The sequence below is a fragment of the Streptomyces sp. NPDC054872 genome, from assembly GCF_053610705.1.
In genome coordinates, this window is the sequence record NZ_JBSGYY010000028.1 from 34,307 (window position 1) to 52,130 (window position 17,824).

At 70.6% G+C, this 17,824-nt stretch carries 14 protein-coding genes and 1 tRNA gene; 10 read left to right on the forward strand and 5 right to left on the reverse strand.

The features are described from left to right. Positions 1-85 precede the first annotated feature (85 nt). The 3 genes from ACWGIH_RS29140 to ACWGIH_RS29150 all read right to left on the reverse strand — a co-directional run bounded on the left by ACWGIH_RS29140 (position 86) and on the right by ACWGIH_RS29150 (position 5,175). Positions 86-970 (reverse strand): cellulose-binding protein, encoded by an 885-nt coding sequence (locus ACWGIH_RS29140; RefSeq protein WP_453447695.1) that lies wholly within the window; start codon positions 968-970, stop codon positions 86-88. Between the two features lie 406 nt (positions 971-1,376). Further along, entirely contained in the window at positions 1,377-4,181 is a 2,805-nt protein-coding gene (locus tag ACWGIH_RS29145; RefSeq protein WP_453447697.1) for an SUKH-4 family immunity protein, read from the reverse strand. 7 nt (positions 4,182-4,188) lie between these two features. After that, positions 4,189-5,175 carry an SMI1/KNR4 family protein gene (locus ACWGIH_RS29150; RefSeq protein ID WP_453447699.1) on the reverse strand — a complete coding sequence of 329 codons (987 nt, stop codon included), beginning with the start codon at positions 5,173-5,175 and terminating at the stop codon, positions 4,189-4,191. 300 nt (positions 5,176-5,475) lie between these two features. Here ACWGIH_RS29150 and ACWGIH_RS29155 point away from each other — a divergent pair, with 300 nt between their 5' ends. Together ACWGIH_RS29155 and ACWGIH_RS29160 are read left to right on the forward strand one after the other, a co-directional pair. Next, a complete protein-coding gene (locus ACWGIH_RS29155) occupies positions 5,476-6,033 on the forward strand; it encodes a YwqJ-related putative deaminase (protein WP_453447701.1) in 558 nt (185 codons plus the stop codon). Positions 6,034-6,088: 55 nt separating this feature from the next. Beyond that, positions 6,089-6,616, forward strand: coding sequence for an SUKH-3 domain-containing protein (locus tag ACWGIH_RS29160; RefSeq protein ID WP_453447703.1), 528 nt, complete (start codon positions 6,089-6,091; stop codon positions 6,614-6,616). 35 nt (positions 6,617-6,651) lie between these two features. Here the strand turns inward: ACWGIH_RS29160 and ACWGIH_RS29165 are convergent, their stop codons facing one another. After that, positions 6,652-7,977: a sensor histidine kinase gene (locus ACWGIH_RS29165; RefSeq protein WP_453447704.1), complete on the reverse strand. Its 1,326-nt coding sequence runs from the start codon at positions 7,975-7,977 to the stop codon at positions 6,652-6,654. A 275-nt stretch (positions 7,978-8,252) separates the two neighbouring features. On the opposite strand from ACWGIH_RS29165, the gene ACWGIH_RS29170 reads away from it, so the two are divergent. The 6 genes from ACWGIH_RS29170 (at position 8,253) to ACWGIH_RS29195 (ending at position 13,009) form a co-directional block, all read left to right on the forward strand. After that, a tRNA-Gln gene (locus ACWGIH_RS29170) sits at positions 8,253-8,324 on the forward strand. Between the two features lie 113 nt (positions 8,325-8,437). Continuing rightward, positions 8,438-9,895, forward strand: a complete 1,458-nt coding sequence (glmU, locus tag ACWGIH_RS29175) for a bifunctional UDP-N-acetylglucosamine diphosphorylase/glucosamine-1-phosphate N-acetyltransferase GlmU (RefSeq protein WP_453447706.1) — start codon at positions 8,438-8,440, stop codon at positions 9,893-9,895. Positions 9,896-10,030: 135 nt separating this feature from the next. Continuing rightward, on the forward strand, positions 10,031-11,008 hold the full coding sequence (locus ACWGIH_RS29180) for a ribose-phosphate diphosphokinase (RefSeq protein ID WP_453447708.1): 978 nt from the start codon (positions 10,031-10,033) through the stop codon (positions 11,006-11,008). 192 nt (positions 11,009-11,200) lie between these two features. Beyond that, positions 11,201-11,794, forward strand: coding sequence for a 50S ribosomal protein L25/general stress protein Ctc (locus ACWGIH_RS29185; protein WP_453447710.1), 594 nt, complete (start codon positions 11,201-11,203; stop codon positions 11,792-11,794). A 96-nt stretch (positions 11,795-11,890) separates the two neighbouring features. Further along, positions 11,891-12,493: an aminoacyl-tRNA hydrolase gene (gene pth, locus ACWGIH_RS29190; RefSeq protein ID WP_453447712.1), complete on the forward strand. Its 603-nt coding sequence runs from the start codon at positions 11,891-11,893 to the stop codon at positions 12,491-12,493. A gap of 54 nt (positions 12,494-12,547) precedes the next feature. Then, a complete protein-coding gene (locus tag ACWGIH_RS29195) occupies positions 12,548-13,009 on the forward strand; it encodes a hypothetical protein (RefSeq protein ID WP_453447714.1) in 462 nt (153 codons plus the stop codon). 85 nt (positions 13,010-13,094) lie between these two features. Here ACWGIH_RS29195 and ppc read toward each other — a convergent pair whose 3' ends face one another. Continuing rightward, positions 13,095-15,827: a phosphoenolpyruvate carboxylase gene (ppc, locus tag ACWGIH_RS29200; RefSeq protein ID WP_453447716.1), complete on the reverse strand. Its 2,733-nt coding sequence runs from the start codon at positions 15,825-15,827 to the stop codon at positions 13,095-13,097. A 289-nt stretch (positions 15,828-16,116) separates the two neighbouring features. Between ppc and ACWGIH_RS29205 the strand changes: the two genes are divergently transcribed. Both ACWGIH_RS29205 and ACWGIH_RS29210 read left to right on the forward strand, forming a co-directional pair. Then, positions 16,117-17,130: an acyl-CoA desaturase gene (locus tag ACWGIH_RS29205; RefSeq protein WP_453447717.1), complete on the forward strand. Its 1,014-nt coding sequence runs from the start codon at positions 16,117-16,119 to the stop codon at positions 17,128-17,130. Continuing rightward, positions 17,127-17,813: a TetR/AcrR family transcriptional regulator gene (locus ACWGIH_RS29210; RefSeq protein WP_344522139.1), complete on the forward strand. Its 687-nt coding sequence runs from the start codon at positions 17,127-17,129 to the stop codon at positions 17,811-17,813. Before ACWGIH_RS29205 ends, ACWGIH_RS29210 begins: the two co-directional genes overlap by 4 nt. Positions 17,814-17,824: the final 11 nt, after the last annotated feature.

The following is a 17,824-nucleotide window of genomic DNA, read 5'->3' on the forward strand; positions in this document are numbered from 1 at the left end:
GGGGCAGTTGACGGCCCCTCCCAGGGAGAACTCGACGCGGGGTAAACGGGTGGGTGGACGGGAAAGATCAGCCGCCAAGCGGCGCCTAGGACACCCGCCCGGTCAGCGCGGCGAGACTGCTCCGCACATGCTCCATGTGCGCCCGCACCTCGTCCCACTCCTCACCGTGCTCCCGCAGCATCCGCTCGGTCTCCCGGGCGATCCCTTCCTCCCGGGCGCCCGCGGCAGCGACCAGCTCCGCGCCCCGCGCCTCCGCGTCCTCCTGGCCGTGCCGGGCGGACTCCTCCGCCTCAGCGAAGGCCCGCTTGGCCTCGGACAGGCGGGCCTCGGCGGCGGCCACGAGCGAAGCTTCGTGAGCCTCCGCCTCGGCCTCCCGCAGGGCGATCTCCCGCTCGGCGGCATCCCACCGCTCGGCGTGCTCCTTCTCCTGATCCTCCAGGAGCGTCGCACTGCGCTCCCGCGTCTCCCGCAGTGCCGCCAGGGCCTCGCCCCGCCACTCCTTCACGTCACGGCGGGCCGCGATCCGCGACTCGTCCGCGCTCGCACGGCAGGCCAGCAACCGCTGCCGGGCCCGCTCGTCGGCCTCGCCGAGGACCTCGTCGGCGTACGCGCGAGCGGCGTCGCGAAGCTCCCCGGCCTCCGCCTCGGCCGCCTCCGTCGTGCTCCGCGCGTCGGCCTCGCCCGACTCCCGTACGGCCGCGGCCTCCGCCTCGCTCAGGGCGAGGATGTCGCGCGCGCGCTCGCCCAGCGTCTCGTACGTCTGAGGGGCGAGCCGCGAGACCACGTCCCGCAGCCGTTCCGCCTCCGCCTCCATCTCCTTGGCGAGGACGGTGAGCCGGGCGGCGCGTTCCCACGCGTCGTCGCGGTCCCGGGACAGATCGAGGGCGTACGCGTCCACCTGCTCGGGACGGTAGCCCCGTCCCCGCACGGCGACGAAGCCGTGCTCCGACGCCGTTGAACCGCTGCTCATCCTTGAATCCCTCCTCCGACGCACCACGCGCGTACTACGCGATTGGCGCACATCTTGATGGATCAAGCGGAAGCGCTCATAACGCGACACTCCGCTCATCTCATCTGTTCAAGGATGCGTTATTTCCTGGCGGAAGTCGGAATCGGGGGGTGCGGTCCCGCCACCGGGCGACGGGCACAGCCTTGGCGCCCGCACCAAGCCCGCCGCTTCGCGGCAGATCTTTCCCGCCCACCCACCCGATTACCCCGGGGTGCTCGGGTGGGTGGGTGGGACACATCCGTCGCGAAGCGGCGGCTCTGGAAAGCAGCCAGCCGCCCCGAACACGGCCCGGGAAACGGCGAGGCGCTCGGCCCCAGTGGGGTCGAGCGCCTCGTATGCGTGTGCCGCCACCCCCGCAGGGGCGGGCTCAGAGCAAGCCGTCCCACATCTGCTCAAGGAGTACCGACCACCAGCTCTCCGGCGAAGCAAGCGCCGCCGGGTCCAGTGCCGCGAGCTGCCCCTGGAAGTCCACCGTCCAGCGGCCCGCCTGCTCCTGGTTCAACCCATACCGCAGCCGCCACATACGACCGAGCAGCGCCAGGCAGCGCGCGAACTCGGGCAGCCCCGTGTTCACGAACTGCGGCGGCACCGGAGCACCACCGGGACCGGCCTCCACCGGCACGGCGACGATGTTCGCCGTGCCGTACTGGACACAGATCGCGCGGCCGAAGTCACTGCCCATCACCAGGTACGAACCCGCGTCCGACGCCGGCTGCACCCCGCGCTCCTGCGCCGTCTCGGCGAGCGTCGGCACCGGACGGCCGGGCTGGGCCTGCGCCCAGAAGAACGGACCGAAGTCGACGGGCAGGCCCGCCACGACGAGCGTGTGCGCCACGAGATCGGGCACACCCTGCCGGGACACCGCCCGCTGGTCGAAGCGGAAGATGCCGGGCCCGAACGCGCCCACCAGCTCCTGCGCCACCCCCTCCGGCGGGATCGGCGGCGCGGGCTGCACCTGCGGCAGCGGCGCGCGCACCGGCGCGGGGCGCGCCGGACCGTCCGCGACCTGGTGCAACTCGGCCTGGTGCGCGATGAGTTGCTGCATGCCACCCTGCCGGGACCCGTGGTCCCTGCCGTACGGGGCGATGCTCGTGATCCGCGCCTGCGGCCAGGTCTCCCGGATCATGCGGGCGCAGTACGCGCCCGGCAGCTCGCAGGACTCCAGCTCCGTGTGGAGTTCGAGCACCTGCTGCGGCGGCACGTTCATGCCGCGCAGCTCGTGCAGGATCTGCCACTCCGGGTGCGGCGTGCCGGGCGCCGAGCGGCGGATGAGCTGCTGCTCGGAGCCGTCCTGCGCGCGGTAGCGGAGTACGGCCTGGTAGCCGGGGCCGACGGTCGGCTGACCGGTGGGCGGCTGCGGGTAGCCGTAGGGCTGACCCGGCGCGGGGGGCGGCATGCCGGGAACACCCGGAGCACCGGGAGCCTGCGGCGGCATGGGCGCGCCGGGGCCGCCGACCGCGGGGCCGGCCAGCATCGTCGCGGCATGGTGCACACCGCCGCCGGGAGCACCCGGAGCCGCGGGGGGCTGGGGCGCGCCAGGAGCACCGGGCGGACCGGGAGGTTGCGGGGCACCCGGAGCGCCGGGCGGGCCAGGAGGCTGCGGAGCACCCGGCGGCTTGATCCCACCGGGGCCACCGAGACTCGGGTCGGCCAGCATCGTCGCCGCGTGGTGCACACCACCGGGAGGCGTACCCGGAGCACCGGGCGGACCGGGAGGCTGCGGGGCACCCGGAGCGCCGGGCGGGCCGGGAGGCTGCGGGGCGCCCGGAGCACCCGGCGGCTTGATCCCACCGGGACCACCCAGACTCGGGTCCGCCAGCATCGTCGCCGCGTGGTGCACACCACCGGGAGGCGTACCCGGAGCACCGGGCGGCTTCGGCGCGTCCGGAGCCGCGGGCGGCTGAGGTCCTTCGGGGCCGAGCGCCGACACGAACTGCGTCGGGACGTAACCGCCCGCAGGGGTGCCCGGAGCACCCGGGCCGGACGGCGGCGGCGTACCACCCGGCGGCATGCCGGGGGTCCCCGGGGCGCCGGGAGGCGGCGGCGTACTCGCACCGCCGCTGCCACGGGCGCCACGCGGCGGCGCCTGAGCCTTGCTGGTCGCGGCGTCGGCGATGTCCCCCGCGCCGGGAGGCACGGAACCCTGCGGGTAGCCGTACGCGGACGGGTCCGGAGCGCTCACGCCCGGAGGCGGCGGCATGTTCACCGCGGCACCGGCGGGCGGCGGGGGCAGGTTCGGCCCCGGAGCGGCGGGAGGCTGCGCACCGGGTGCACCGGGCGCACCGGGCCCCTGCGGATAGCCGTACGCGGACGCGTCGGGAACACCGGCGCCCGCGGGCGGCGGCATGTCCCTGCCGTCCAGCGCGGGTGCCACCGTCGTCGACGGAAGGCCGCTGCCGCCGTGCATCAGCGCGGTCTTGGCCTCCGGCGCCACACCGGGCGGCGGAGTGTCGTCGTCGTCACCGCCGACCAGCGGCGGCGCGAACACGGTCGCGGGCGCGGGCACCGAACGGTCGTCGCCCGAGTCCGCGTTGGTGTCCGTACCGGCCCACGGGGTGGCCCCGACCGGCGCGCCACCCGACCCCCCGGCCGCGGGCCACGGCGTACCGCCACCGGGCGCTTCGGGAGAAGAGGGGGAAGAGGGGGACGAGGGAGAAGAAGAAGCAGTCGGAACAGCCGGAGCAGGCACCGCGTCCGACGGGCCCGCATCCGATGGACCCCCACCCGACAAGCCCCCACCCGACGGACCCGCCCCTGCGGACGCCCCCGCGGACGACTCCCCCCTGCGATCCGGGATGCCCAGCTTGTCCGCCGCCTCCTGGAGCCACTCAGGGGGGCTCAACAGGAACGACGTCTGATTCAGGTCGACCCGCTCGGGCGGGGCCGGCGCCGCGTCCTCCGGGGCCATCTCCGGCGCGCCGTACTCCTCCTCGTACCGGCGGATCACCTCACCGACCGGCAGACCCGGCCAGAGCGTGGCGTCGCCGCTGTCCCGCGCGATGACGAGCCGCTGACGGCCGCCGTCGGACACCGGACCGTTCTCGCGGTCCTCCGCCCACACGACGAAACCCAGCTCGAACTCCCGTACCCGCACCGCACGATGCTGGTAGCCGGGCACATCGCCGTTGATCCATTCCTCGGCGCGCTCCTGCGCCTGCGCGAAGGTCACCATCGCCAAGTCACTCCCCCACCGGGACGGCGCGCGCGAAGCCACCGTCCACCATCAGGTTCGCCACGGTCTCCAACTCCGGCGGATTGCCCGCGAGCCGGGACAAGAACGCGTCGAAGTCGTCACCGCACGGCAGCAGCAGCCGCTGCACCCGCTCGGCCGGCTGCCAGCCCGCCGTCTCCGAGACGTCCCGTGCGTCGTCGTACGCGCAGAACCACACCGAACCGATCTGGTCGCCCTTGACCTTCACCGCCAGAATGCCGCCCTGCACGAAACCGACCCCCAAGTAGTCCTTGGTGAGATGGTCGCGCAGACATTTGTTCACGTACACCAGGTCGTTGACCGCGGCCTCGTCCCGCACCGTGAAGAACGGCTGGTCGATCAGGAGACCCAGCTCCGCGTCCAACGCCGTACCCACCGGCGCGCAACCGCCCGCCGCCTTCAGGAAGGAACGGTAGGCGCCGGGCAGCCGGTAACCCAGCTCCTCCTCCGCGCCGAGAATCTCCTGCTCGGACACCGCGACCGCCGACTTCGGCAACGCGAGATGCGCGGGGCGGGTCTCCTGGAGCGGACGCGTACCCCTCTTGTCCTGGTCGACCGGCGTCGTGGCGAGCCCGCCGTGATGCCGCAGAAGCGCCTTCACCTCCACCGGGACCAGCTCGAGACGCCGGCCGCCCGGCACGTGATGCCAGGTCCAACCGTGCGGGGTCGCCACCGGAGGAATCGTGTCCCACAGCTCGTGGTCCGCCGCGGCCATCGCCGCGTTCGCGGAGACGTAGTCCGTCAGGCGCAGCTCGTCGACACCGAAACCCTCCGGAGGCTCGGCGATCTCGGCCGCCGCACGCGCGTACGCCGAGAAGTCCGGATAGCCGTGCTCGTCCACGCGCACACCTCTGGGATGGCGCGTGGCCCGGACCGGATCCGGGAAGTGCACGACCTGCCCGGCGTAGGCCGCGTTCGGCGGTGCGGCTTGCTGCCCCAGCCGACCTGTCGTCATGGCGGTTGCCCCCTGCGGCACTGTTAATGGTTTCGCGGATCGGTGTGCGTGGATTGTGCGACTTCGTCCTGCGTTCCGCTGGCTGCGGACATCGACAGCCTATGCGCAAGGACGACACCGGTCACCGGGCCTCCGGTTCCATGACCAGCAGCCACCGGACCGTCACCGTGCGACGAAAGCCGGGCGTGTCGCGGTGCCCCAGCTTCCGCACCACCCGCCCCATTTGGCAGGCTGTCCCCGCAACGCGGGGGCGTGGCACACGCGGTCACAGCCGCGAGTTGCGGGGAGGGAAGCACCACCATGCACACGGCACAGACCGGTACGGCCGACAACACGGCGGCCACGACGACACCCTCGGCGACCGCCGAGCACCCCACCGACACGGGAGATCCACGCGTCGGCTGGAGCAGCGCGTCCGCGCACGCGCCCACCCTGCGCCAACGCCGCGACGGCATACTTCCCACCGTCGCCGCCGCACTCTCCGTCCGCGGCGCGACCCTCACGAGCACCGCGGGCCGCGGCGAGGAACCTCCCGCCCTGCACCCACTCGTACAGGACTTCCTCGACACCCTCACAAGCGGTCAGCGCGAACGCTTCACCGGGCGGTGCGCCGAAGCCATCCTCATCTCACGCCACCTCACGACGGCCGACGGAAGCCGCTCCAAACGCGCGGCACGAAAACCGATGACCAACGGCGAGGCCCGCAAAGCCCTCAAGCACGCCAAGCTCACCACCCGCCGCATCCGGGAGGACGGCGACCCGTTGCACGGCGGCTTCGCCCGCCCCTGCCGCTCCTGCACCGCCCTCACAGCGCACTTCGGCGTACGGATCGTGGAACCCCCGACACCCGAATCCTGATCCCCACCACCGAGAGCCGCGCACCGCGAACCGCGAACCGCAACGAGGGCCGCACATGCACACCGAACAGCACACCGAGAACCCCGCACACACCACCCAGACCGCCGCCTCACCCCGCTTCCCCGTCCCCGTCGACGCCGCCCTGCGCGCCGCCGGCTGGACCCCCGGACGGTGGGACATAAAGCAGGCCGAGATCTGGGCCGACGTCCTGCGCCGCCACACCTCACCCGCGGGACACCGGCACGCCGTCTTCCCCGCCGCCGTCGAGGCCTGGGCCGAATTCGGCGGACTGCACATCACCCCGCAGGGCCCCGGCCGCCACATAGCGCCCGCCGCCGTCCACCTGGACCCCCTCTACGGCCTCCACCTCGCCCGCACCCTCGGCGACCTGGGCCGCGCCCTCGACACCGAGGTGTGCCCCATAGGAGAAGAGACGGAGACCGCGGCACTCCTCGCCATCGACGCGGAAGGCCGCGTCTACAGCCTCGACCACAGCGGCGACTGGTACCTGGGCGCCCACATCGACGAAGCCCTCGCCACCCTCGCATCCGGCACCCAGCCGGAACGCCTCACAGCCGGCTGACCACTGACCACTGACGACAGGGCTGACCACAGGGCCTAGGCCGCGGCCGCCGGCAACACCGCGGACACCCGGAAACCACCCGCGTCCGTCGGACCCGATACGAAGACACCACCCAGCGCGGTGACCCGCTCCTTCATGCCCACCAGACCATTGCCCCCGCTCGGCAGCCGGGCGTCCCCCGGACCCACCTCCGGCGGCGGCTCGTTCTCCACCTGCATCGCGATCTCCGCACCGCGGTGCGCCAGCCGCACGTACGTCTTGGCGCCCGCGGCATGCTTGTGCACGTTGGTCAACGCCTCCTGGACCACCCGGTACGCGGTCTGCTCGACATCCGCCGCGTACGCACGGGGCTCCCCCTCGACGGACAGATCCACCGCCATCCCCGCCGCACGGGACTGCCCCACCAACTCATCCAGCTCCGCCAGACACGGCCCGTCCTCGTCCACCGCACGCGAGGCCGCGGCAGCCGCGGCGAACCCCACGGCGGCCAACGGCACAGCGTCCGAGACCGACCCGTGCCGACCGCCCGTCACCGCGGGCGCCTCCCCGGTCCGCAGCACACCGAGCATCTCGCGCAGCTCGGTCAGCGCCTGCCGCCCCATGTCCCCCACCAGAGCGGCGTTCTTGACGGCCTTCTCCGGATCCTTCCGCGCGACGGCCTGCAACGCGGCGGCGTGCACCACCATCAGACTCACCCGATGCGCGACCACGTCATGCATCTCCCGCGCGATCCGGGTCCGCTCCTCGTTACGCGCCCACTCCGCCCGCTCCTCGGCACGCTCGGCCAGCAGCTGCAACTCACCCTTCAGACTGTCGGCCCGCTCCCGCAAACTCTCCATGAGCCGCCGCCGCGCCCCCACATACAGCCCGAGCAGGATCGGCGGCGCGGTCAGACCGACGGACGTGGTGATCGCGATGAACGGTATGAACCCCTCCGCGAACCCCAGATCCCCGCTCTCCATGTCCTGCCGAGTCCGCACCAACGTCACGATGAGCGTCCCCAGCAACGACATCCCGGCAAGCGACCCGATGATCCGCCGAGGCAACTCGGAAGCCGCCAACGTGTAAAGCCCGACGACGGTAAGAAAGATCCCCATCTGCGCAGGCGTGATCGCGATCGAAATGAGCACCACGGCGATCGGCCACCGCCGCCGCAACACCAGCGAAGCCCCCGCCACCGCCCCGAACGCCACCCCCACCCCCGTGGGAATCCCCGTGTCCCCCGCGAACGTGATCCCCTCGGCCCCGCACTCCGCCGCCGAGGCCAACGCGAGCCCCACGTCCAGCACGGCACTGCGCCGCCGCTCCCACCACCACGGCCCGCTCACGGCCGCGCTGTGGTTCTCCCCCGTCGTGGTCATACCGTCCAGCCTACGGGCGACAAGCCCTCCTTTTCCGGCGAGTTTCCGGCTCGGTGATCGAACGCACGCACTGTTCGACACAAAACGAAACGGCCAGAAATCCCTCGAACTGCTGAACCGCTCCCGAACCCCTGCCGGACGCCCGCATTCCGGACGAGGGTCGCCGTCGGCGCCGAAGCGCTGATCTCTACCGTCGCGTGGAAGGGGCTTGGTACGGCATAGTGTTGGGTGCCGCGACGGCGACCTGACCGAATGTCCGGTTTAGGGCGCTTCAATCCCCCGTGGTGTAATTGGCAGCACTGTGGCTTTTGGTGCCATCTGTCCGGGTTCAAGTCCTGGCGGGGGAGCTTCTCTCGGGTCCTGACCGCAAGGTCAGGACCCGCCCTCATTTCCGCCCCACAACGCCCCGGTATCCTGCGGATGTCCACTCCCCGCACATCCGAAGCCGAAGGGCACCCCCGTGAGCGCCAACAGCCCGGCAGCCGTCGTCGTCCTTGCAGCGGGTGAGGGCACCCGTATGAAGTCGGCCACCCCCAAGGTCCTGCATGAGATCTGCGGGCGTTCCCTCATCGGGCATGTGCTCGAAGCCGCGTACGCGCTGAGCCCGGAGCGGCTCGTCACCGTCGTCGGGTTCGCCCGCGAGCAGGTCGTCGCACATCTGGGGACGATCGCCCCGGACGTGCGCACGGCGTACCAGAGCGAGCAGAAGGGCACGGGCCACGCGGTCCGCATCGGTCTGGACGAGCTCGGCGGTGCCGTGGACGGGACCGTGATCGTCGTCTGTGGTGACACGCCGCTGCTGACGGGTGCGACGCTCCAGAAGCTGGCCGAGACGCACACCGGTGACGGCAACGCCGTCACCGTGCTGACCGCCGAGGTGCCGGACGCGACCGGTTACGGGCGGATCGTGCGGGACGGCGAGAGCGGCGCGGTGACCGGGATCGTGGAGCACAAGGACGCCACCGAGAAGCAGCGTCTGATCCGTGAGATCAACTCCGGTGTGTTCGCGTTCGACGGGCAGCTGCTCGCGAAGGCGCTGGGCAAGGTGCGTACGGACAACAGTCAGGGCGAGGAGTACCTGACGGATGTCCTGGGGATCCTGCGGGAGGCGGGGCATCGTGTGGGCGCGGCCGTCACCGGCGACCACGAGGAGATCGCGGGGATCAACAACCGTGTGCAACTGGCCGAGGCGCGGCGCACCTTGAACGACCGCCTGCTGACCGAGGCGATGCTGGCGGGTGTCACGGTCGTGGATCCGGCATCCACGTGGATCGACGCGACGGTGACGTACGAGCAGGACGCGCTCGTGCACCCCGGCACGCAGCTCCACGGCGCCACGCATCTCGGTGAGGGCGCCGAGGTCGGGCCCAACACCCGCCTGACGAACACGAAGGTCGGTGCGGGCGCCCGGGTGGACAACACGGTGGCGTACGACTCCGAGGTCGGGGAGCAGGCGAGCGTCGGTCCGTTCGCGTATCTGCGGCCGGGCACCCGGCTCGGCCTGAAGGCGAAGGCCGGCACGTTCGTGGAGATGAAGAACTCGAACATCGGTGAGGGCACGAAGGTCCCGCACCTGTCGTACGTGGGGGACGCGACGATCGGTGACTTCACCAACATCGGTGCTGCCAGCGTCTTTGTGAACTACGACGGTGAGGCGAAGCACCACACGACGGTGGGGTCGCATTGCAAGACGGGTTCGGACAACATGTTTGTGGCTCCTGTCACTGTCGGGGACGGGGCTTACACGGCGGCGGGTTCGGTCATCACGAAGGATGTTCCGGCGGGTTCGTTGGCGGTTGCCCGTGGGCAGCAACGGAATATCGAGGGTTGGGTGGCGCGCAAGCGTCCGGGCAGCGCGGCTGCGAGGGCGGCGGAGGCGTCGTCCGGGGAGTCCGGGAATCCGGCGGGCGGAAGCTGACCGGAAACAGGTGCGTCGTACAACGCGTACCGTGATAGATGCACACCATTTCGGCCGGCTCAGCGCATCGGACTGTGTTTTTCCGGGGCGTGCGAGGACGGCAGCGGGAAGAACTCGTCTGAGGAGACTAGTGCTGTGACCGGGATCAAGACGACCGGCGAGAAGAAGTTGATGCTCTTCTCCGGCCGCGCCCACCCCGAGTTGGCCCAGGAGGTCGCACACAAGCTGGGTGTCGACATCGTGCCGACGAAGGCTTTCGATTTCGCCAACGGCGAGATCTATGTGCGGTATCAGGAGTCGGCTCGTGGCGCGGACTGCTTCTTGATCCAGAGCCACACGGCTCCGATCAACAAGTGGATCATGGAGCAGTTGATCATGATCGACGCGCTGAAGCGCGCGTCGGCCCGCTCCATCACCGTGATCGTGCCGTTCTACGGCTACGCGCGCCAGGACAAGAAGCATCGCGGCCGTGAGCCGATCTCGGCGCGTCTGGTGGCGGACCTGATGAAGACCGCGGGCGCGGACCGCATCCTCACGGTCGACCTGCACACGGACCAGATCCAGGGCTTCTTCGACGGTCCGGTCGATCATCTCTTCGCGCTGCCGGTCCTCGCGGACTACGTGGGCGCGAAGGTCGACCGCTCGAAGCTGACCGTGGTCTCCCCCGACGCCGGCCGTGTCCGTGTCGCCGACCGCTGGTGCGACCGTCTGGGCGCGCCGCTGGCGATCGTGCACAAGCGCCGTGACAAGGACGTCGCCAATCAGGTCACCGTCCACGAGGTCGTCGGTGACGTGAAGGGCCGTGTCTGTGTCCTGGTCGACGACATGATCGACACGGGTGGCACGATCTGCGCCGCCGCCGACGCGCTGTTCGCGCACGGCGCGGAGGACGTCATCGTGACGGCGACGCACGGTGTGCTCTCCGGCCCGGCCGCGGACCGTCTGAAGAACTCCAAGGTGAGCGAGTTCGTGTTCACGGACACGCTGCCGGACCCGGGGGACCTGGAGCTCGACAAGATCACGGTGCTCCCGATCGCGCCGACCATCGCGAACGCGGTGCGTGAGGTCTTCGAGGACGGTTCGGTGACGAGCCTCTTCGACGAGCAGGCGTAGCTCCTCGGAGCTCTCTGAAGATCGATTTCTGGGGCGGCCTTCCCGCCGGGTAGACTCACGGAGTTGCTCGGCGAGGGAGGCCGTACTCATCAGAGGTACGGCTGTCCGTTATCGACGCGCTCTTCGTAGCAGGCCGCCAGTCGTGGCCGGGTGACCCGAATTTTCCGTCACCACTTTTTACGAGGAGTGCGCATGTCCGAGGTAAAGATCAGCGCCGAGCTCCGCAGCGAGTTCGGCAAGGGCGCCGCCCGTCGTCTGCGTCGCGCCGACAAGCTGCCCGCCGTTGTCTACGGCCACGGCGACGACCCCATCCACATCACGCTGCCGCACCACGGCACCCTGATGGCGCTGAAGACCCCGAACGTCCTGATCAACCTGGACATCGAGGGCAAGAGCCAGCTGGTCATCCCGAAGGCCGTCCAGCGTGACGCCGTGCGCATCGGCATCCTCGAGCACGTCGACCTGCTCCTCGTCCGCAAGGGCGAGAAGGTCAACGTCGACATCTACGTGCACACCGAGGGTGAGCTCGCCCCGGGCGGCAACCTGCTCGAGCACGTGCTGAACGCGCTGCCCGTCGAGGCCGAGGCCACGCACATCCCGGAGTCGGTCACCGTCTCCATCGCCGGTCTCGAGGCCGGTGCGACCGTTCTCGCCAAGGACATCACGCTGCCCTCGGGCACGACCCTTGCCGTCGACGAGGACACCGTCGTCCTGCAGGTCCTGGCCGCGCAGGCGGAGGAGGCCTCGGAGACCGAGGCCGAGGGCGACGCCGCCGCCGAGGCCTGAGCCTCGACCTTGCTCGACTGAGCTCCTTTGGGCTCGACTCTGCCGACCGCCGCTCCGCGCTCCTGCGCGGGGCGGCGGTTGGGCTATGAAGGAGACATGCAGATGACGACGGACCCCAGTGCGCCTTGGCTGATCGTGGGTCTGGGCAATCCAGGCCCTGGGTACGCCATGAACCGGCACAACGTGGGTTTCATGGTGGCGGATCTCCTCGCGGAGCGGATCGGTGGCTCGTTCAAGCGGAGCGGGCGTGCGCAGGCGCAGGTGCTTGAGGGCCGGATCGGTCCGGCGGGTCCGGGGAGCCGCCGTGTGGTGCTTGCGAAGCCGATGTCGTACATGAATGTGTCGGGTGGTCCGGTGACGGCGCTGCGCGATTTCTACAAGGTGCCGACGGCGAACATCGTGGCGGTCCACGATGAGCTGGACATCGATTACGGCACGCTGCGGCTGAAGCTGGGCGGTGGCGACAACGGCCACAACGGTCTGAAGTCGATGACGAAGGCGATGGGTTCCGACTACCACCGGGTGCGGTTCGGGATCGGGCGTCCGCCGGGGCGGATGCAGGTCGCGGACTTCGTCCTGAAGGACTTCTCGTCGGCGGAGCGCAAGGAGCTCGGTTACTTCGTGGACCGGGCCGCGGATGCGGCGGAGGCCTTGGTGATCGAGGGTCTCGAGCGGGCGCAGAGTTCGTACAACTCCTGAGTGGTGCTCCAGGACTGTTGACTGAGCGCATGCCCATGGCCAAGGATCGCCGCCATGAACGCGCTGCTTCTCCTCCGCCGGATGGCGATGGGCGCGCTCGCGGCGCTGTTGCTCGTCGCGGGCTTCTGGGCGTCCTGGGGCACGGCGCAGCACGTGATGCTCACCGGTGAGCGTGAGCGGGGGACGATGCGGGTGACGCGGTGCTCCTCCGACGACTGCTTCGGGCCGTACGTCCCCTCGACCGCCGGTTTCCAGCCGCGGGAGAAGGTCGTGATCGACCGCTCGATCGCGGAGGAGAAGGGGGCGCGGATTCCGGTGGCCGTGAAGCCGGGCACCGATGAGGTCGTCCGCACGGGTGGTCCCGGGTTTCTGCACGCGTGGCTGCCGCTGGGCGGCGCGCTGCTCCTGTCCGCGGTGGTGGTGGCCGGCGGCCTGCGCCTGCCTCGCACGGCGTGGGCCCTGGCTCTGGCGGGCGGCTCGCTGCTGACGGCGTCTTTCGCGACGCTGACGTTCTGACCGGGGGTCGCACCGTTCTTGCCGCCCCGAACAGGGCCTCCGGCGAAGGCGCCCCGCCAGAGCAGGGCGCCTCCGCCGACGACAATCAGCCCGTGTTCCGCAGCCCCGCCGCGACGCCGTTCACCGTGAGGAGAAGGGCTCGGCCCAGCAGGGGGTCCGGCTCCTCGCCCGCCGCCGCCGCGTCACGCTGGCGCTTCAGGAGGGCGACCTGGAGGTACGAGATCGGGTCCAGGTAGGCGTCACGGATGCCGAAGGTCTGCTGGAGCTCGGGGTGGGAGTCCAGCAGCTCCGTACCGCCGGTGATCCGCAGGACTTCCTGCACCGTCAGCGCGTGCTCGGCCTCGATGACGTCGAAGACGTGCTTCAGCTCGTCGGGGACGAGCGTGTCCACGTAGTGGCGGGCGATCCGCAGGTCCGTCTTCGCGAGGGTCATCTCGACGTTCGAGAGGAAGTTCCGGAAGAAGTGCCAGTGCTCCTGCATCTCGCCGAGCACGGTGTCCAGACCGGCTTCCCGCAGCGCCTTGAGGCCGGAGCCGACGCCGAACCAGCCGGGCACGATCTGCCGCGACTGGGTCCAGCCGAACACCCACGGGATGGCGCGCAGGCCGTCGAGCGAGACGCCCGAGCCGGGGCGGCGGGAGGGCCGCGAGCCCAGGTGCAGCTCGGCGAGCTGGTCCACCGGCGTCGACGCGAGGAAGTACGAGGGCAGGTCCGGGTCCTCGACGAGCTTGCGGTAGGCGGTGTGGGCCGCTTCGCTCACCACGTCCATCGCGGCGTCCCAGCGGGCCAGCGCCTCGTCCGACTGGCGGGGAGCGGTGTGCAGGGCCGATGCCTGCAGCGTCGCCGCCACCGTCAGTTCGAGGTTCTCCCTGGCAAGTGACGGCACGAGGTACTTGTCGGAGATGACCTCGCCCTGCTCGGTCACCTTGATCTCGCCCTCGAGCGTGCCCCAGGGCTGCGCGAGGATCGCGTCGTGCGAGGGGCCGCCGCCACGGCCGACGGTGCCGCCGCGGCCGTGGAAGAGGCGCAGGCGCACCCCGTACCGGTGCGCGACGTCACGGAGCCTGCGCTGGGCGCGGTGGATCTCCCACTGCGAGGTGGTGATGCCGCCGAACTTGGAGGAGTCGGAGTAGCCGAGCATGACCTCCTGGACGTCGCCGCGCAGCGCCACGAGGCGGCGGTACGAGGGGTCGGCGAGCATCTCGTCGAGGATGACGTCGGCGGCGCGCAGCTCGTCCGTCGTCTCCAGGAGCGGCACGATGCCGATCTTCGCCCAGCCGGCGTGCAGGTCGATGAGCCCGGCCTCGCGGGCGAGGACGGCCGCGGCGAAGACGTCGTCGGCGCCCTGGCACATCGAGATGATGTAGGACTCGATGACCTCGGGCCCGAAGACCTCAAGGGCCTTCTTGACGGTGAGGAAGACCCCGAGGGTCTTCTCGCCCGCGGCGTCCAGCGGGGCCGGCTGGGGGCCGAGCGGCCTGCGCGAACGCAGCTCCTTGGCGAGGAGCTTCTGCCGGTACTCGCGCGGCATGTCCACGTAGCGCCAGGACTCCTCGCCCAGGCGGTCGAAGAGCTGGCCGAGCGCGTGGTGGTGGGCGTCGGCGTGCTCCCGTACGTCCATGGTGGCGAGCTGCAGGCCGAACGCGGCGAGCGTGCGGATCGTGCGGTTCATCCGGCCGTCGGCGAACAGGGCGCCCTTGTGCGCGCGCAGCGACGTCTGGACGAGGGTGAGGTCGTGCAGGAGTTCGCCGGTGCCGAGGTAGTCGCGGCCGTCCTCGTGGGCGGTGCCGCGGGCCAGGCGCTCCTTGGTGTTCTCCAGCTTCTGCCGGATGCAGGTGGCCTTGAGGCGGTAGGGCTCCTCGGCGTTCAGCCGCTTGTAGCGGGGGCTGATCTCGGGCAGCCGCTCCAGGTCGAGCTGGAGGGAGGCCTTCAGTTCCTCGGTGGCCCCGGTGTAGCGGATGGAGTTGGAGAGGAAGCCACGCAGCTCGTCGACGAGGGCGAGGGCGTCGTTGATGCCGTGCTCGTGCTGGAGGATCAGGACGTCCCAGGTGACGGCGGGCGTCACGTTCGGGTTGCCGTCGCGGTCGCCGCCGATCCAGGTGCCGAAGGTGAGCGGCCGGGTGCCTTCCGGCAACTGGACGCCGACCCGCTCCAGCTCGGCGGTGAGGTCTTCCAGTACGTCGCCGACGGCGCCGGCGTGCAGCTCGTCCAGGTAGTAGATGGCGTTGCGGGCCTCGTCCGCGGGTTCCGGACGGACGACGCGCAGCTCGTCGGTCTGCCACACCAGGTCGATGCTCTCGGCCAGGCGGGTGTCGTGGCGGCGCCGGTCGGACTCGATGACCGGGGTCTCCAGGAGCTCCGCGATGCGGCGCAGCTTGTTGAGGACGGAGCGGCGGGCGGCCTCCGTGGGGTGCGCGGTGAAGACGGGGCGCACGTTCAGGTGCTCCACGGTCTGGCGCAGGTGCTCGGGGTCGGCGTCCTTGAGCCGGTCGGCGGTGCGGGCGAGGAGCCCGCCCTCGGCGGCCCGGCGGGCGCGCAGCTCGCGTCCGCGGTGGACCTGCTCGGTCACGTTGGCCAGGTGGAAGTACGTGGAGAAGGCGCGGACCAGCTTGGCCGCGGTCTCCAGTTCGGTGCCACCGAGCAGGCGTGCGGCGGCCTCGCCGTCCTCACGGGTCAGGCGGCGGACCTTCTCGACCAGTTCGAGGAGCTCGGAGCCCTCCTGACGTACGAGGGTCTCGCCCAGCAGATCGCCGAGACGGCGGATGTCGGCGCGCAGCTCGGTGCTGGCTGTGGTGGTCTGGTCGTCGGCACTGCTCACAGGTGCGGCTCCTTGCAGTGTTGAAGCACGTCAGGTCTGGGAGGGGGCCCCGGCCGGATATGAATCCGCGTTCCGGGGGAATGAGAGAGAGCGGACCGCGCTGTCCGACCGATTCCAAGGATAGATGTCACAGCGCGGCACGGACTCGCAGCCTCTTGCCGCCGGGTTCCGCGCTGCCATACTTACGTCGCCGTAGGTTACGGGACCGTAGCCAACGCGGGACCCGTGATCGTGCGCCCGCCGCACCCGCGCCGTGACCCTCACCCTCGACCCCACAGGGGACGTGCCCATGACCACATCTTCCGATGCGTATTCCGACACCGATGTGATCGAAGACGCTTCGCCGCAGCCGACTGCTGCCGCTTCGTCGCCTTCCGTCCCGTCCGCGACGCTCGGCGGTGAGCAGAAACGTTCGCTGGAGCAGCTCGCGCTGCTGCTCTTCATCACCGTCCCGTTCCTCGCCCTGGTCGCGGCGGTGCCGCTGGCCTGGGGCTGGGGGGTGAGCTGGCTGGACCTCGGCCTGCTGGTGTTCATGTACTACCTGGGCTGCCACGGCATCACGATCGGTTTCCACCGCTACTTCACGCATGGTTCCTTCAAGGCGAAGCGTCCGCTGCGGATCGCGCTGGCCGTGGCGGGGTCCATGGCGGTCGAGGGCCCGCTGGTGCGCTGGGTGGCGGATCACCGCAAGCACCACAAGTTCTCCGACGCGGAGGGTGACCCGCACTCGCCGTGGCGCTTCGGCGAGACGGTGCCGGCCCTGATGAAGGGCCTGTGGTGGGCGCACATCGGATGGATGTTCGACGAGGAGCAGACGTCGCAGGAGAAGTACGCGCCGGACCTGATCAAGGACCCGGCGCTGCGCGCGATCTCCCGCCAGTTCCTGCTCTGGACGATCGTGTCGCTTGCGATCCCGCCGCTGGTCGGTGGCCTGGTGACGATGTCGTGGTGGGGTGCCTTCACGGCGTTCTTCTGGGGTTCGCTGGTCCGGGTCGCGCTGCTGCACCACGTGACGTGGTCGATCAACTCGATCTGCCACGCGGTCGGCAAGCGCCCGTTCAAGTCGCGTGACCGCTCGGGCAACGTGTGGTGGCTCGCGGTCCTGTCCTGCGGCGAGTCCTGGCACAACCTCCACCACGCCGACCCGACGTCGGCGCGGCACGGTGTGCTGAAGGGCCAGGTCGACTCGTCGGCGCGGATCATCCGCTGGTGCGAGCAGTTGGGGTGGGCGACGGACGTGCGCTGGCCGTCGGAGTCCCGTATCGACTCCCGCCGGAAGCAGAAGACCGTCGGCCCGGCATGATTGACGACGTGGCGACCGACTCCAGCAATTCCAGCCCCTCCAGCAAAGAGAAGCAGCCCCGGCGTACGCGCCGGACCCGGATGACGGGTGCCGAGCGCCGGGAGCAGTTGCTGGACATCGGCCGCACCCTCTTCGCCGCCAAGGGCTTCGAGGGCACGTCGGTGGAGGAGATCGCGGCGAAGGCCGGGGTCTCCAAGCCTGTCGTGTACGAGCACTTCGGCGGCAAGGAAGGGCTGTACGCGGTGGTGGTGGACCGTGAGATGCGGGCACTGCTCGACGGTGTGACGGGTGCGCTGACGGCGGGCCATCCGCGTGAGCTGCTCGAACAGGCGGCGTTCGCCCTCCTGGACTACATCGAGACGTACACGGACGGTTTCCGCATCCTGGTCCGTGATTCGCCGGTGGCGCAGTCGACGGGCACCTTCGCCTCTCTCATCTCGGACATCGCGACGCAGGTCGAGGACATCCTCGGTCAGGAGTTCAAGACGCGGGGCTTCGACCAGAAGCTGGCCCCGCTGTACGCCCAGGCGCTGGTCGGCATGGTCGCGCTGACGGGCCAGTGGTGGCTGGACGTCCGCAAGCCGAAGAAGGCGGAGGTGGCGGCGCACCTGGTGAACCTGGCGTGGCACGGTCTGGACGGCCTGGAACCGAAGCCGCGCCTGATAGGCCACCGCAAGAGTTAGCCCTTCGCCGG

Bases quoted from the DNA above. Each gene is read 5' to 3' on its own strand.
- ACWGIH_RS29140 (WP_453447695.1), bottom strand. From the start codon at position 970: ATGAGCAGCGGTTCAACGGCGTCGGAGCACGGCTTCGTCGCCGTGCGG.
- ACWGIH_RS29145 (WP_453447697.1), bottom strand. From the start codon at position 4,181: ATGGTGACCTTCGCGCAGGCGCAGGAGCGCGCCGAGGAATGGATCAAC.
- ACWGIH_RS29150 (WP_453447699.1), bottom strand. From the start codon at position 5,175: ATGACGACAGGTCGGCTGGGGCAGCAAGCCGCACCGCCGAACGCGGCC.
- ACWGIH_RS29155 (WP_453447701.1), top strand. From the start codon at position 5,476: ATGCACACGGCACAGACCGGTACGGCCGACAACACGGCGGCCACGACG.
- ACWGIH_RS29160 (WP_453447703.1), top strand. From the start codon at position 6,089: ATGCACACCGAACAGCACACCGAGAACCCCGCACACACCACCCAGACC.
- ACWGIH_RS29165 (WP_453447704.1), bottom strand. From the start codon at position 7,977: ATGACCACGACGGGGGAGAACCACAGCGCGGCCGTGAGCGGGCCGTGG.
- ACWGIH_RS29185 (WP_453447710.1), top strand. From the start codon at position 11,201: ATGTCCGAGGTAAAGATCAGCGCCGAGCTCCGCAGCGAGTTCGGCAAG.
- pth (WP_453447712.1), top strand. From the start codon at position 11,891: ATGCAGATGACGACGGACCCCAGTGCGCCTTGGCTGATCGTGGGTCTG.
- ACWGIH_RS29195 (WP_453447714.1), top strand. From the start codon at position 12,548: ATGAACGCGCTGCTTCTCCTCCGCCGGATGGCGATGGGCGCGCTCGCG.
- ACWGIH_RS29205 (WP_453447717.1), top strand. From the start codon at position 16,117: ATGACCACATCTTCCGATGCGTATTCCGACACCGATGTGATCGAAGAC.
- ACWGIH_RS29210 (WP_344522139.1), top strand. From the start codon at position 17,127: ATGATTGACGACGTGGCGACCGACTCCAGCAATTCCAGCCCCTCCAGC.